The sequence below is a fragment of the Sandaracinobacteroides sp. genome (assembly GCF_057137845.1).
Map to the genome: position 1 here is coordinate 1 of NZ_DBNHFX010000109.1, position 14,647 is coordinate 14,647.

At 63.1% G+C, this 14,647-nt stretch carries 12 protein-coding genes and 1 riboswitch; of the genes, 6 read left to right on the forward strand and 6 right to left on the reverse strand.

Annotation, left to right across the window (positions count from 1 at the left end):
• The coding region (locus AC16JP_RS05680; protein WP_484339636.1) for a TatD family hydrolase at positions 1-404 on the reverse strand (404 nt) is incomplete at its 3' end.
• A gap of 62 nt (positions 405-466) precedes the next feature.
• Between AC16JP_RS05680 and nhaA the strand changes: the two genes are divergently transcribed.
• A complete protein-coding gene (gene nhaA, locus AC16JP_RS05685) occupies positions 467-1,687 on the forward strand; it encodes a Na+/H+ antiporter NhaA (RefSeq protein WP_484339637.1) in 1,221 nt (406 codons plus the stop codon).
• On the opposite strand, the gene metG is transcribed toward nhaA, so the two are convergent.
• A complete protein-coding gene (gene metG / locus AC16JP_RS05690) occupies positions 1,672-3,216 on the reverse strand; it encodes a methionine--tRNA ligase (protein WP_484339638.1) in 1,545 nt (514 codons plus the stop codon). The genes nhaA and metG overlap by 16 nt on opposite strands.
• A complete protein-coding gene (locus AC16JP_RS05695; protein ID WP_484339639.1) occupies positions 3,213-4,133 on the reverse strand; it encodes a DNA polymerase III subunit delta' in 921 nt (306 codons plus the stop codon). The genes metG and AC16JP_RS05695 overlap by 4 nt, the downstream gene beginning before the upstream one ends.
• A gap of 82 nt (positions 4,134-4,215) precedes the next feature.
• A riboswitch (TPP riboswitch) is annotated at positions 4,216-4,325 on the forward strand.
• Positions 4,326-4,357: 32 nt separating this feature from the next.
• On the opposite strand from AC16JP_RS05695, the gene thiC reads away from it, so the two are divergent.
• Positions 4,358-6,238 (forward strand): phosphomethylpyrimidine synthase ThiC, encoded by a 1,881-nt coding sequence (gene thiC, locus AC16JP_RS05700; RefSeq protein WP_484339640.1) that lies wholly within the window; start codon positions 4,358-4,360, stop codon positions 6,236-6,238.
• Positions 6,239-6,276: 38 nt separating this feature from the next.
• Positions 6,277-7,944, forward strand: coding sequence for a TIGR00341 family protein (locus AC16JP_RS05705; RefSeq protein ID WP_484339641.1), 1,668 nt, complete (start codon positions 6,277-6,279; stop codon positions 7,942-7,944).
• Positions 7,945-7,979: 35 nt separating this feature from the next.
• Here the strand turns inward: AC16JP_RS05705 and clpX are convergent, their stop codons facing one another.
• Together clpX and clpP are read right to left on the reverse strand one after the other, a co-directional pair.
• The gene (clpX, locus tag AC16JP_RS05710) at positions 7,980-9,230 is read right to left on the reverse strand and encodes an ATP-dependent Clp protease ATP-binding subunit ClpX (RefSeq protein ID WP_484339642.1); all 1,251 of its coding nucleotides are present in this window, start codon (positions 9,228-9,230) and stop codon (positions 7,980-7,982) included.
• Positions 9,231-9,365: 135 nt separating this feature from the next.
• Entirely contained in the window at positions 9,366-10,031 is a 666-nt protein-coding gene (clpP, locus tag AC16JP_RS05715) for an ATP-dependent Clp endopeptidase proteolytic subunit ClpP (RefSeq protein WP_484339643.1), read from the reverse strand.
• A gap of 207 nt (positions 10,032-10,238) precedes the next feature.
• Here clpP and AC16JP_RS05720 point away from each other — a divergent pair, with 207 nt between their 5' ends.
• The 3 genes from AC16JP_RS05720 to AC16JP_RS05730 are packed head-to-tail and all read left to right on the forward strand — an operon-like array spanning position 10,239 to position 13,848.
• Positions 10,239-11,024: a transglycosylase SLT domain-containing protein gene (locus AC16JP_RS05720; RefSeq protein WP_484339644.1), complete on the forward strand. Its 786-nt coding sequence runs from the start codon at positions 10,239-10,241 to the stop codon at positions 11,022-11,024.
• Positions 11,025-11,026: 2 nt separating this feature from the next.
• Positions 11,027-13,138 (forward strand): flagellar biosynthesis protein FlhA, encoded by a 2,112-nt coding sequence (locus AC16JP_RS05725; RefSeq protein WP_484339645.1) that lies wholly within the window; start codon positions 11,027-11,029, stop codon positions 13,136-13,138.
• A complete protein-coding gene (locus AC16JP_RS05730) occupies positions 13,117-13,848 on the forward strand; it encodes a sigma-70 family RNA polymerase sigma factor (protein ID WP_484339646.1) in 732 nt (243 codons plus the stop codon). The genes AC16JP_RS05725 and AC16JP_RS05730 overlap by 22 nt, the downstream gene beginning before the upstream one ends.
• 7 nt (positions 13,849-13,855) lie before the next feature.
• On the opposite strand, the gene AC16JP_RS05735 is transcribed toward AC16JP_RS05730, so the two are convergent.
• Positions 13,856-14,623, reverse strand: coding sequence for a queuosine precursor transporter (locus tag AC16JP_RS05735; protein WP_484339647.1), 768 nt, complete (start codon positions 14,621-14,623; stop codon positions 13,856-13,858).
• Between the last annotated feature and the right edge of the window lie 24 nt (positions 14,624-14,647).

Genomic DNA, 14,647 nt, shown 5'->3' on the forward strand with positions numbered 1-14,647 from the left:
TCGTCCTCGGCATCGCGCGTGTGGACGATCAGTGGCAGGCCGGTTTCCCGGCTTGCGGCGATATGTGCGCGAAACGAACGCCGCTGCCGTTCGCGGTCGGATTTGTCGTAATAATAGTCAAGGCCGGTTTCTCCGATGCCGACGACTCTGGGGTGGCGGGCAGCTGCCACCAGCCGGGCGGTATCGATATCCGGATGCCGGTCGGCCTCGTGCGGGTGGATACCGACTGATGCAAACACATCCCTGTAGCGATCGGCACCGGCAATCACGTCGCCCCACTCGCGCTCGCGCGTGGAGATCGAGATCATCGCCGAGAGGCCAGCCTCTCGCGCGCGGCTAACAACGCCTGCCTCGTCCTCGACGAGGCCCGGATAATTCAGATGGCAATGGGAATCGATCAGCATAGCCGTCATTTGGCGGGCGAAGCCGTGGGTTTCAATCTCTGGTCCAGCGGTTACAAGAGGCCATGGCAGAACTGATACGGAAAATCCCGTCCGAGGCGTGGCCCGGCATTGTGCTTCTGGCGGCAGCCGTAGTCGCGATGATTGTCGCAAACTCTGCATGGGCGCCGATCCAGTCGGACTTTCTGCAAAGTGTGGGCACCGTCAGCTTCCGGAACATCGAAATCTCGATGTCGCTTGCCGGGTGGGTGAAGAACCTGTTGATGGCAGTGTTCTTTTTCTACGTCGGGCTGGAACTGAAGCGCGAGCTGCTGGAAGGGGCGCTGTCCAGTCGGGCAACTGCGATGCTGCCGCTTTTTGCGGCGCTTGGTGGCGTGTTGTGCCCGGCCATCATCTATCTGCTGTTCAATCGAACCAGCGGCTACACCCATGGCTGGGCCGTGCCGACTGCAACCGACATCGCCTTTGCGCTGGGTGTCGTCGCGTTGCTGGGTTCGCGGGTGCCTCCGGCGATGAAGGTGTTTCTGCTGGCGATCGCCGTCGTAGATGATCTGGTTGCGATCCTGATCATCGCATTCTTCTACAGCGACAGCCTGCATACCGGCTGGCTTGGGCTGGTCGTGCTGTTTTATGCGCCGATGCTGGTGCTTACCCGGCTGCGGCGCAACTGGCACGGCATGTATATGCTGCTGGCGATCCCGATGTGGATCGCCATGCAGATGAGCGGTGTGAACCCGACGATTGCGGGCGTTCTTGCGGCGCTGGCGATCCCGATGCGCAACGACAAGGGTGAATCGCTGCTCGTCGATCTGGAACACCGGCTGCGGCCCTATGTGCATTACGGCGTGATGCCTGTGTTCGCCCTTGCCAGCGCCGGGGCGACGGTTGGCGGCGATCTGGGCAGTTCGCTCGGCCATCCCGTCGGCCTGGGGATCATCCTTGGCCTGCTTGTTGGAAAACCGCTTGGCATCACACTTGGCACGATCGCCGGAAGCCTGCTGATGCGGGCAAAGCGGCCCGGTCCCCTGCCCTCGGTACTGGGGGTCGGCTTTGTGGCGGGTATCGGTTTCACCATGAGCCTGTTCATCGGCAAGCTGGCGTTCCACGATTCCGATGCCGAACTGGCGGTGAAGATGGGGGTCTATGCCGGCTCGCTGCTTTCAGCCTGCATCGGCCTGCTGATTCTGGCGCTGGCGCACCGCAAGCCACAGGCCGATGGCCTGGACGAGGCCGACATCTTCACCGGCGGCGGTGACGCCGAAAAGGTCGGTCAGCCAGAAGCCTGAGCCGCGAGATCAGGGTCAACCCAGCGGGGAAACACGCCCTGTGGCGCCGGCAGCGCCGTGCCCGGATGCAGCCGATCCCAGAACGACGCAAAACTGCGCCGATCAGCCTCCACTGCAAGCTGATCCAGCAGCATCGAGGCACTTTCGGGCATCGCCGGCTGCACCAGCAGGGCAATCTGCCGGACGCATTCGGCCGCATGATAGAGTACGACGTCGGCACGCGCAGGATCGGTCTTGCGGAGCGCCCATGGCGCCATTTCGTTCAGGTAGGCGTTTACGGCCGACACGCGCGCCCATATCGCGTCGAGCGCCAGATCGGGGCGCACATCGGCGTGGGCGGCGCGCGTTTCGTCCAACATCCCGGATACCGATGCCAGCAGCGCCTCGTCGGCAGGTGTCGCCGGACCATTCACCGGCACGGCGCCCGCACAGTTTTTGGCGATCATGCTAAGCGTACGCTGAGCAAGGTTGCCTAGATCGTTCGCCAGATCCGCATTGATCCGGCGGCCGATCGCCTCGTGGCTCCACTCGCCGTCCTGGCCAAACTGGATTGCGCGCAGCAGATAATAGCGAAGCTGATCAACGCCGAAGCTTTCGGCAAGGCCTATCGGCTCGACGATGTTGCCAAGCGACTTCGACATCTTGGCCCCGCGATTCAGCACGAAGCCGTGACCATACACCTTTCCGGGCAGCGGCAGCTCCGCCGACATCAGGAAAGCCGGCCAATATATGGCGTGAAAGCGCACGACATCTTTTCCGATCACGTGTACGTCTGCCGGCCAGCGCGCTTCCCAACCGGCCTCGGGCCAACCCGAAGGCGTCAGATAATTGGTAAGAGCATCGAGCCATACATACATGACATGATTGGATGATCCCGGAACAGGCACGCCCCAGTCAAAGCTGGTCCGGCTGATCGAAAGATCCTTCAGTCCTCGCTCGACGAATGCCTTCATCTCGTTCAGGCGGTTTCCAGGCTGGATGAAATCGGGCCGATCGCGATAAAGCTTCAGTAGCGGCTCCTGAAAGCGCGACAGCCTGAAGAACCAGCTTTCCTCGACCGTCCACGTCACTTCCGTTCCCGAGGGCGCAAGCTTCGTTCCGTCTTCGGCGGTGACGATTTCATCCTCGTCGTAATAGGCCTCGTCGCGGACGGAATACCAACCTTCATAGCGATCGAGATAGATATCGCCCGCCTGTTCGAGCTTTTGCCAGAGCGCCTGCACGACGCGCTTGTGGTCGGCGTCGGTCGTGCGGATGAAACGGTCGCGGCTGATGTTCAGCCGGTCGCACATGGCGACGAAATGCTGAACCATGGTGTCCACGAACTGCTGCGGCGTCACTTCGTCTTTGCGGGCGGCTTGCGCGATCTTCAGGCCGTGCTCGTCGGTGCCGGTCAGGAAATAGGTGTCGCGTCCATCGAGGCGCGCAAAGCGGGCCAGCCAGTCGGTGGCGATGGCTTCATAGGCGTGGCCGATGTGCGGCTTGCCGTTGGGGTAGGAAATGGCGGTAGTGACGAAATAGCGGCTCATCTGATGTCCTGGATACGGCCCGCGCGTGCGGTGATGTCAGCGAGGGCCATTGCCACCTGCTGCCGGTCATAGGCAAGCCGGACTGCGTCGCGCGCAAGCTGATCGGCTTCGGCATACAGGTCCAGAAGCTGCGGATCGGGGCACCGGCGGGCGGCATCGGCGATCCTGCGCGGCACCAGCATGAGAAGCGCGCGCATACGCGGCAACGCGCTTTGCGGCTGCACACTGCGCGCAAGCGGCAGCGGGTCGGCGCCCTGCGCAATGCGACCAAGTTCGCGGTCGATCCCACCGAGATCGGCGCCCGCAAGGTCGGCCACCGATCCGGGCGCCCCGTCGGCCATGGCAACCAGTTCATCGATCCGGGCGGGGCTGAGGTTGGGATCCTGACCTTGCAGGACTTGCCGTGTATCCGCCTCGTCCAAAGGAAAAAGCCGCAATGTCCGGCATCTGGAGCGTATCGTTGGCAGCAGTCGCGCCGGTGCGTGGCTGACGAGGAGATATACGGTTCTTTCGCGTGGTTCCTCAAGTTCTTTCAGGAACGCGTTGGAAGTGCTTATATTCATGTCGTCAATCGAATCAACGATCAGCGCCCGCCAACGCGACAGGGCCGGGTGGCTGTGCAGAAAGTCCGCCAGTTCGCGGACCTGCTCGACCACGATCGAGCCGGTTGCGCTGCCCTTCCCTTCCAGTGGCGGCGTCAGCACGCGATGATCGGGGTGCGAGCCAGCACGCACCAACGCTGCCGCATCCTGCCGGGTGGATGCCCCGCCTTCACCCAGCAGTTCCAGCGCCGCCCAATCGGCGAAGCAGCGTTTTCCGATGCCTTTTGTGCCGGTGATCAGCCAGGCATGATGCAACCGCCCCCGCCCGAGTGCGTCGAGGAATGTTTCGCGCGCCTGTCTGTGACCGATCAACATGCTGAAAACCGCGTGGCAGCCAAACTGCGCTTCCGCAAGCGCCGTGTTTGTTCTTTGCGGACGCGCTGAAGCGGGCTAGAGTGCGGTTACCCCGGGGGGCCGCTGACGTGCGGCTGAGAGGCAGGCAGCAGCCTGCGACCCGCTGAACCTGATCCGGTTGACACCGGCGGAGGGAGGGATCGGCCGGTGGCCCGCCTTTCTTCCGGAACCTGAGGAGGACAGACGTGGCCGATATTCCCTCGCACCGCGAGTCGTTGAAGGTGACGACGGGGCCGTTGCCCGCGTCGCGCAAGATCCATGTCGCCGGGCAGGCTCATCCCGACATCCGCGAGCCGCTGCGCGAAATCGCGCTGGAGCCTTCGGCGAATGAGCCTGCGGTTCGAGTCTATGACACCTCTGGCCCCTATTCCGACCCTGACGCCAATATCGATATCGATCTGGGACTTGCAAAGGTTCGCACCGCCTGGATCGAAGCGCGTGGTGATGTCGAGCGTTATGAAGGAAGGCAAATAAGGCCAGAAGACAACGGGGAAAATCGTGGCGGACAACGTGAAGTTCGCCCCTTTCCCAAGCCGAACATGCATCCGCTGCGCGCGCGGGGCAATACGGCCATCACCCAGATGGCCTATGCGAAACGTGGAATCATCACGCCAGAAATGGAATATGTCGCGATTCGGGAAAATCTGGGCCGCAGGCAGGCACTTGCGCGTGTAGCCGATGGGGAAAGTTTCGGCGCCAGCATTCCCGCGCATGTAACGCCCGAATTCGTGCGCGACGAGATCGCCCGAGGCCGTGCAATCATTCCCGCGAACATCAACCACCCCGAACTCGAACCGATGATCATCGGCCGCAATTTTCTGGTCAAGATCAACGCCAACATCGGCAACTCGGCCGTTACCTCGACCGTCGCCGAAGAAGTCGACAAGATGGTCTGGGCGATCCGCTGGGGCGCTGACACGGTGATGGACCTGTCGACCGGCAAGAATATTCACGACACGCGCGAGTGGATCCTGCGCAATTCGCCCGTGCCGATAGGAACGGTACCGATCTATCAGGCGCTGGAAAAGGTGGGCGGCATCGCCGAAGACCTGACATGGGAAATCTATCGTGACACGCTGATCGAGCAGGCCGAGCAGGGGGTTGATTACTTCACCATCCACGCCGGCGTTCGGTTGCCATATATTCCACTTACAGCGAAACGTGTTACCGGCATTGTTTCACGTGGTGGATCGATTTTGGCGAAGTGGTGCCTTGCTCATCATCAGGAAAATTTCTTGTATACGAATTTCGCAGAAATCTGCGAAATCATGCGCAGTTACGACATTTCGTTCAGTCTTGGCGATGGCTTGCGGCCGGGCGCGATCGCCGATGCCAACGACGAGGCCCAGTTCGCCGAACTTCACACACTGGGCGAACTGACCAAAATCGCCTGGGACATGGACTGTCAGGTGATGATCGAAGGCCCCGGCCATGTGCCGATGCACAAGATCAAGGTAAACATGGAGAAACAGCTCGAAGCCTGCGGCGAGGCGCCTTTCTATACGCTTGGCCCGCTGACGACCGACATCGCGCCGGGCTACGACCACATCACCTCGGGGATCGGGGCGGCGATGATCGGCTGGTATGGCACGGCCATGCTTTGCTACGTGACGCCGAAGGAACATCTTGGCCTGCCCGACCGTGACGACGTGAAAGTCGGCGTGGTGACCTACAAGCTGGCGGCGCACGCGGCAGACCTCGCCAAGGGGCATCCCGCAGCGCAGCTTCGCGACGACGCCCTGTCGCGCGCACGGTTCGAGTTCCGCTGGCGGGACCAATTCCACCTGAGCCTCGACCCGGAAACCGCCGAAAAGTATCACGACGCGACCTTGCCTGCCGAAGGCGCGAAAACCGCGCATTTCTGTTCGATGTGCGGGCCGAAGTTCTGTTCGATGAAGATCACCCGCGAAGTACGTGAGTTCGCTATGAAGCAGAACCAGAGCGCCGGGGACTTTCTTGCCGCAGACGTCGTCGAGCAGGGCATGGCCGACATGAGCGAGCAGTTCCGCGCGCATGGAAGCGAAATTTACCTTCCGGCAGTCGAAAAGGATGTATCAGCAGGCTGATCATTCCGCAGCGCGCCCATGCGTGCTAGCCGGGGCGTATGGATAGCCCCGACCTGACAACCGGGACGGCGTCGGCTGATGCCGACCCGTCGCGGCGGCCCGCATTCTGGCATGCGCTGACTCGCTGGCACCGGCAGAACGTAGTTGGCAACGTTGACCATGCGACGGTGCTGGAACGGATCCACGAAGAATCCGCCTGGTCTGCACGCTATGCGTTCATGACGGCGATGTCGGCGGGGATCGCCATACTGGGCCTGCTGCTGTCGTCGCCGGCAGTCATCATCGGCGCGATGCTGGTCTCGCCGTTGATGGGGCCGATCATCGGCCTTGGCTTCACCTTGGCAACCTTCGATTGGACCGGTGCGCGCCGATCGCTGCTGGCGCTGGTGGCGGGGGCGGCGCTGGCCGTCGCGCTGACGGCAGCCCTTGTTCAGTTTTCGCCGCTGAAAGACATGACGCCGGAAATCCTCGCCCGGACGCGCCCAAATCTGTTCGACCTGCTGATCGCCGTGTTTTCAGCGCTTGCAGGCGGTTATGCAACGATCCGTGGCCGGGGCGAAACGATCGTCGGCGTGGCGATCGCGACGGCGCTGATGCCACCGCTTGCGGTCGTCGGCTTTGGCGCCGCAACCGGGAACATGCCGGTGCTGACCGGTTCTTTCACGCTGTTCCTTACGAACTTCATCGCCATTGCACTTTCGGCAGCGCTCGTCGCGCGGTTCTATGGCTTTGGTCATGGCCTGACGCGGCGGCAGACGCGCGGCCAGATGCTGGCGCTGCTGGCGCTGTTTCTGGCGCTTGCCGTGCCGCTTGCCCTGTCGCTCCGGCAGATCGCATGGGAAGCGTGGGCGACGCGATCGATGCGCACCGCCGTCGACCGGGAGTTCGGCGGCAATGGCCGGATCGTGACGCTCGAACCGGATTTTTCCAGCGGATCGACCATACTGAACGCGACGGTTCTGACCGATCGGCACCACGACATGGCGCAGGCCGATCTGGCGCGGCGGTTGTCGCAGTCGTTGCGGGTGCCGGTGCGGGTGCAGCTCAACCAGGTTCTGGTCAATCAGGGGGATGGAAAAGCCGAGCTGAAACGGGCGCGGACGATGGAAACCCGAAGACGAAACGACGATCTGGCCCGTGCCGACATGGCTGCGCGCATCGCTCTGGTGACTGGTGTTCCGGTTACCGAAGTGCTGGTTGATCCGGTTTCGCGCATGGCGACCGCGCAAGGGGAAGCCGGGCAATCCTTGCAGTATCTGATGCTAGCCGAACAGCGGCTGGCGGCGGATTCCCCCGGATGGTCGGTGCGGATCATGCCTCCGGCCGGGCCGCTGCCGGACATCCAGCCACCCGCAGCAGACAGCGCCGATCAGGCCGAAGCCGACATTGCGGCTGCTGTCTGGGCGCTTGGCAGGCGGGGAACCGACAGCGCCCGCATCGCCGCGCGGCAGGTGCCGGGGGAAACGCGGGCGCAGTCGGCTGCGCGCGCCGAGCGGGTTGCCTCGGCATTGCGCGAACATGGCATCATAGTGGAAACGGCACCGTTACTGCCCCGCGATCAGGCGCTGGAGCGTGCGTCGGGCGTGAATGCGGCGCGCGCGGTGCAGATCACCCCCCTGCCCCGCTCAGCGCCGAAATCAGCAGACGGAACGCAGGCAAGCGGCGCAGAGGCCGACACGCCGGACCCGATCCAGCGGGAAGCATAACCGCCGCGCCTGCCTGGCGCAGCGGTTATGCTGCGTCAGGCGGCCTTGTCTGTCCGAAGCAGGTGGACCGGTTCCTTCAGGCCCTTCACCACCTCGCCATCGATGACGACTTCCTCGACCGTTTCAAGGCCGGGCAGTTCGAACATGGTGTCGAGCAGGATGCCTTCGAGGATGGCGCGCAGGCCGCGTGCCCCGGTCCGCCGCTCAATCGCGCGCTTGGCGATTTCCGACAGCGCGTCGTCGGTGAACGAAAGCTTCACGCCCTCCATCTCGAACAGACGCGCATACTGTTTCGACAGCGCGTTCTTCGGCTCGGTCAGGATCTTGATAAGGGCAGGCTCGTCCAGATCCTCCAGCGTCGCGATAACGGGCAGACGGCCCACGAATTCCGGGATCAATCCGAACTTCAGCAGATCTTCAGGTTCGCACTGGCGCAGCACCTCGCCCGTCCGCCGCTCGTCGGGCGCGGCGACATGCGCGCCAAAGCCGATCGACTTGCCTTGCAGGCGGTCGGAAATAATGCGGTCCAGGCCGGCAAACGCGCCACCGCAGATGAACAGGATGTTCGTGGTGTCGACCTGCAGGAACTCCTGCTGCGGGTGCTTGCGCCCGCCCTGCGGCGGCACGCTGGCAGTCGTTCCTTCCATGATCTTCAGCAGCGCCTGCTGCACGCCTTCGCCGCTGACATCGCGCGTGATCGACGGATTGTCGGCCTTGCGGCTGATCTTGTCGATTTCGTCGATATAGACGATCCCGCGCTGCGCCCGCTCGACATTATAATCCGAGGCCTGCAGCAGCTTCAGGATGATGTTCTCGACGTCTTCGCCGACATAGCCCGCTTCCGTAAGGGTGGTTGCGTCTGCCATGGTGAACGGCACGTCCAGAATGCGCGCCAGCGTCTGCGCCAGCAGCGTCTTGCCGCAGCCTGTCGGGCCGACGAGCAGGATGTTGGACTTGGCCAGTTCCACCTCGGCGCCCTTGGCGCCGTGCGCAAGCCGCTTGTAGTGGTTGTGGACAGCAACCGACAGCACGCGCTTTGCATGAGTCTGCCCGATCACATAGTCATCGAGCACCTTCATGATCTCTCGCGGGGTCGGCACCCCGTCGCGGGTTTTCACCAGCGAGTTCTTCGTCTCCTCGCGGATGATATCGTTGCATAGCTCGACACACTCGTCGCAGATGAAGACGGTGGGGCCTGCGATCAGCTTCTTCACTTCATGCTGACTCTTGCCGCAGAAAGAGCAGTAGAAGACGTTCTTGCCGTCGCCGTTGGTTGCCTTGGTCATGATCTCTCTTTCGCGCCGGCGGCGCCAGAAACCGCACACGCCAATGTTACCGCACCTGACGTGCGCTGCAAGTGCGAATGAAGGCGCGCTGCCGGTCGGCTGATTTTCGGTTCAGGATGGTTCACAAAGGAAATGTCAGGCAGCCTTCAGTTCGCCCTCGGCGGGGGATGGCCGTTTTTCCATCACCTCGTCGACGAGGCCGAATGCCTTGGCTTCCTCGGCCGACATGAACTTGTCGCGCTCCATCGCGTTTTCGATTTCTTCCAGCGGCTTGCCGGTAAATCTGGCGTAAAGCTGGTTCATGTGCGCTCGGATGCGGATGATCTCGCGCGCCTGGATTTCGATGTCGGTTGCCTGACCCTGCGCCCCGCCCGAAGGCTGATGCACCATGATGCGCGCATTCGCGAGCGAGATTCGCATCCCCGGCTCTCCGGCGGCAAGCAGGAACGAACCCATGGATGCCGCCTGCCCGATGCAGACCGTTCCGACGCGCGGCCGGATGTACTGCATGGTATCATAGATCGCCATGCCGGACGTGATCACGCCGCCGGGCGAGTTGATATACATGAAGACGTCTTTCTTGGGGTTTTCCGACTCAAGAAAGAGCAACTGCGCAACGATCAGCGAGGCCATATTGTCCTCGACGGGACCGTTCACGAAGATGATCCGTTCACGCAACAGCCGCGAAAAGATGTCGAACGAGCGCTCGCCGCGGCTCGACTGCTCGATGACGATCGGAACCAGCCCCGCCTGCGGGTTGGCACCGGCAAGGGTGGCGCCAAGCGCCGCGAGGGGATTCATCTGGAATTGTTCGCTGTCCATGCCTGCTAAGTCGGGGCTTGCACTTCCGCCGTCAAGCCCCCGCGTCAGGTGGTCGCCGCCCGTTCGAGCACCTGCGCTGCGCCAGATGTGCGCCGGAATGCGTGCACCGCCCGCTATCCATTGGAATTGATCCGGAATGGAGCGACTGGCGGGCACCGGCAAGCCATTGGTTGCTATCGGTAAGGCATGTCGACGCATGGCCTCTCCGGCCCTCACCTGCCCGCGATCACGCAAGCCGCCGGCGCTTCGCGCGCTGCTGCTGCGGTCGTGCCGGTGATCAAGGCCGCCGCTGCCCGTGCCGGCGTGGATTTCAGCGCACTGTTCAACACAGCCCGGCTGGAATCCGGGTTCAATCCATCCGCCAGGGCTGCGTCATCGTCGGCGACGGGCCTGTTCCAGTTCATCGATTCCACGTGGCTTTCGATGCTGAAACGGCATGGCGCGGCGCTGGGCGTCGGCGATCTGCCGCAGCAGCAGGCACTGTCGCTCCGCACCGATCCGCACATCGCCAGCTACATGGCGGCCGAACATATGGCAGATAATGCCGCCACGCTCGAACAGGCGCTGGGCCGCGCTGCTGGCGCGACTGACCTTTATCTCGCACATTTTCTGGGGGCGGGTGGCGCCGTCCGGTTTCTCAGGCGTCTGGCTGATACCCCGGAAATGCCGGGCGCGTCGATCCTTCCTGCGGCAGCCAAGGCGAATCGTGCGATCTTCTACGCGAACGGCGAGCCACGCACGCTTGGCCAAATCCACCGACTGCTGGGCGATCGGCTGGCCGGTCAGGCTGGCCGCCAGGATGCCGCACCACCGGCGGCAATTTCTGCACAGCCGGCGGTGGGCGGTTCCGAACGAGCGTCCTCGCCCAGCAGTCTGGATGCGACGGCGCGGGCCGCGCAGCCCGCAATGCCGGTTTCCCCGGCGCAGGCTGCGCGCGTTGCCTATCTTCTGCTTGCGGAAATGGGGGCCTAGCGATGGCCGGCGCCCCTGCCGCGCAGGCGAATTCGCCCGCCCGCCCATGGCTGTCTGCGTCGCTGTTGCCGGTCGCGATCCTTGCGGTTGTGCTGCTTATGGTCGTCCCAATTCCGGCCGTTCTGCTGGATATCTTCTTCGTTTCCAATATCCTGCTGTCCCTCGTCATGCTGATGGTGGTGTTGCAGATTGCCCGCCCGCTGGACTTCTCGGCCTTCCCCACGGTGCTGCTGTTCGCCACGTTGTTGCGGCTTGCGCTGAACGTGGCTTCCACCCGCGTCGTGCTCGTCAACGGCCACGAGGGGACTTTCGCCGCCGGCCACGTGATCGAGGCGTTCGGCAAGGTGCTGATCGGCGGCAATTTCGTGGTCGGCCTGATCGTGTTCGGTATCCTGATGATCGTCAATCTGGCGGTCATCGCCAAGGGCGCAGGCCGCGTCTCCGAGGTAAGCGCGCGCTTCACGCTGGACGCCCTTCCCGGCAAGCAGATGGCGATAGATGCCGATCTGAACGCCGGAATGCTGACGCCGGATCAGGCCCGCGCAAGGCGGATCGAAGTCGCGGCGGAGGCTGATTTCTACGGCTCGATGGATGGCGCGTCGAAGTTCGTCAAAGGTGATGCGGTCGCCGGAATCCTGATCCTGTTCATCAATGTGATCGGTGGTCTGGTGATCGGCATGGCAAGCCACGGCCTCGCCTTTTCGGAAGCCGTCAGCACCTATCTTCTGCTTTCGGTGGGCGACGCGCTGGTGGCGCAGATCCCGGCGCTGCTGCTGTCGATCGCTGCCGCCGTGCTGGTAACGCGCACAAGCGAGGACGGGCGCCTAGCGCTGCAGCTCGGGCGCCAGTTTGCGGCGCCGGCGGCATGGTGGCCGGCAGCCGCAGTGCTGGGTGTACTGGCCCTGTTCCCGGCCATGCCGCAGTCGGTGCTCGGCCCGGCAGCACTGGCAAGTGCCGCTGTCGCATGGAAGCTCGGCCGCCGTCCGGCCCCCACCTCCGCTGAAGTGGCTGACGCAGCGCCCGCCACGGAACCGGCGATTCAGTGGGCCGATATCGGCGAAACCGCACCGGTCACGCTTGAGATCGGCTACGGCCTTATTCCGCTGGTCGACGGCGAAGCGCCGCTGATGGCGCGGATCACCGGCATCCGCCGCCAACTGTCGCAGGAACTCGGCTTCGTTCTGCCGCAGATTCGTGTCCGCGACGATCTTGGCCTTGCGCCACAAGCCTATCGGATCACCATGGGCGGAGAGGAGCTCGGTCAGGGCGAAGTGTTCCCGGCCGACCTGCTCGCGCTGGAGACTGACGCGATATCTGCGGAAGTTGCCGGGCGGGCCGTCCGCGATCCGGCGTTCGGCCTTGCCGCCCGCTGGATCGAGCCGGCAATCGAGCCACAGGCGGTAGCGGCCGGCTATACCGTTGTCGATCCATCAACCGTTGTCGGAACACATCTTCACAACAAATTGAAACAACATGCATATGCACTGTTCACACAGGACGACGCTAACGCACTGATCGAACAATTGGCAAGCCGGTCTCCGCAACTCGCGGCCAGCGTTGGCGCCAAGCAGTTGCCGCTCCATGTGACGGCCTCGGTCTGCCAGGCGCTGCTGGAAGAAGGGGTGTCGGTGCGCCATTTTGATCGCATCGCATCCGCCTTGGCGCAGGTATCCGGCCAGACGCAGGACCCGCGCATACTGACCGAACAGGTGCGCGCGCGGATCGGTGGGCTGATCGTTGCCGGCCTTGGCAGCGCATCGGGAAAACTGCATCTGATCGCGCTGGAACCCGCGCTGGAAGGGCTGCTGGTCGCGGCGCAACGCGCAGCCCCCCAGTCGGACTATCCGTTCGAGCCGGGACTGGCCGGCAGACTGGTGCAGGCGGTTACCGACGCAGCACAGGCATCGATAGCCGCTGGCGCACCCATCGCTTTGATTTCGCAGCCGGAACCGCGCCGCGTGTTATTCCGGCTGCTCCGCCCCAGCGGCATTCCCGTGCTCGCCTTTGCCGAACTGCCTGACCATCGCGCTGTCGAGGTGATTGCAATCGTCGGCGACGGCAAGACCATCAACCCAGACGCAGAGGAACAGACATGGACGCCAGAGTCGCGCTGAGCCTTGGTCTCTATACACAGGCCACTGCGGCCACGCCCGAGCAGTTGATCCGCGCGAACTTTGCGCTGGTGCGCAAGATCGCATGGCATACGCATGGGCGCGTTTCGGCGGCGCTGGATGTCGAGGAACTGATGCAGATCGGCATGATCGCGCTGATCGAGGCCGCGCGCACGTTCGAGGATCGCGGCCAGGCCGCCTTCAGCACCTATGCCAGCGTGCGCATCCGTGGCGCGATGATCGACGCGCTTCGGAAACAGGCAACGCTCTGCCGATCGGCGCTGCGGCGAAGGCGTGAACTGAACGCCGCGCGTGATGCATTGTCAGGGGTCCTCGGCCGCGCCCCCGGTGTCGAGGAACTTGCCGCACATATGGGAATCCCTGTTACCGATCTACAGGAACAATTATCCACAACACGCGGTATTCGTTACGAATCAATCGACGAGGTGTATTCAGATCACAGCATCTGGTTTGCGTCTGACGACCCCGATGCGCTGCAACGGCTCGAAGCTGGCGACTTGAAGCGTGCGCTGGCCGAATCGATCGCCCGCCTGCCTGAGCGCGAAGCGATGGTGCTGCAACTTTACTTTGTCGAAGAACTGAACCTCGAAGAAATCGGTCAGGTGCTGGGCGTGGGGGCGGCGCGGATCTGCCAGATCAAAAAATCGGCGCTGGACAAGGTTCGAAAATTGCTGGGAGACTGGGAGGACTGAGCGCCGTTCACACGCGCATCTGAAACGGGGTGAAGTCCGTTTCCACGTCGAACACATCCAGCCCTTCCGATCGCTTCATGTAATCGACCACCCGATAGGTAACGGGGGTAAGAACGGCCTCCCACGCCACCTTCATCAGGTAATTGGTCAGCATGACGGTGAGGATCAGCTTGTTGTCCCAGACGCCGATGAACGCCAGCGGATAAAAAATCAGGCTGTCGACCGCCTGCCCGGCAACCGTCGAACCGATGGTGCGAGTCCAGAGGTATTTTCCCTTTGTCCACAGCTTCATGCGGGCAAGCACGAACGCGTTGGCAAACTCTCCGGCCCAGAAGGCGGTGATCGACGCGGCAAAGATGCGCGGCGCCTGCCCCATCACCTCGGCCAGCGCCGCCTGCCCGGACCAGTCCTCGGAAGGCGGCATCGCCACCACGACGGCCGCCATGCACGCTGCGAACACGCTGGCCGCAAACCCGACCCAGACGACCCGTCTGGCGCGCGCATAACCATAGACTTCGGTCAGCACGTCACCCAGGACATAGCTTAACGGAAAGAACAGGATACCGGCATTGAACGTAAGCATGCCAAGCACCGGCACATGCACCGAGGCAACCTTCCCTGCTCCGATCAGGTTGGAACAGATCAGCAGGATGGCAAAGGCCGCCATGCAGTAGTCATAATATCGAAGCTGCCGGCCCGCGATCGCGTCCGCTTCCACCGCAACGATGCCATGTGGCTCGTCAACGGTCACGCCATAGTCGCGCTGCTCGTCCATCTGCCTCCCGTCCGGGCATCTGTA

Bases quoted from the DNA above. Each gene is read 5' to 3' on its own strand.
- metG (WP_484339638.1), bottom strand. From the start codon at position 3,216: ATGAGCCGCTATTTCGTCACTACCGCCATTTCCTACCCCAACGGCAAG.
- AC16JP_RS05735 (WP_484339647.1), bottom strand. From the start codon at position 14,623: ATGGACGAGCAGCGCGACTATGGCGTGACCGTTGACGAGCCACATGGC.
- clpP (WP_484339643.1), bottom strand. From the start codon at position 10,031: ATGAATCCCCTCGCGGCGCTTGGCGCCACCCTTGCCGGTGCCAACCCG.
- AC16JP_RS05695 (WP_484339639.1), bottom strand. From the start codon at position 4,133: ATGTTGATCGGTCACAGACAGGCGCGCGAAACATTCCTCGACGCACTC.
- nhaA (WP_484339637.1), top strand. From the start codon at position 467: ATGGCAGAACTGATACGGAAAATCCCGTCCGAGGCGTGGCCCGGCATT.
- AC16JP_RS05725 (WP_484339645.1), top strand. From the start codon at position 11,027: ATGGCCGGCGCCCCTGCCGCGCAGGCGAATTCGCCCGCCCGCCCATGG.
- AC16JP_RS05705 (WP_484339641.1), top strand. From the start codon at position 6,277: ATGGATAGCCCCGACCTGACAACCGGGACGGCGTCGGCTGATGCCGAC.
- clpX (WP_484339642.1), bottom strand. From the start codon at position 9,230: ATGACCAAGGCAACCAACGGCGACGGCAAGAACGTCTTCTACTGCTCT.
- AC16JP_RS05730 (WP_484339646.1), top strand. From the start codon at position 13,117: ATGGACGCCAGAGTCGCGCTGAGCCTTGGTCTCTATACACAGGCCACT.
- AC16JP_RS05720 (WP_484339644.1), top strand. From the start codon at position 10,239: ATGTCGACGCATGGCCTCTCCGGCCCTCACCTGCCCGCGATCACGCAA.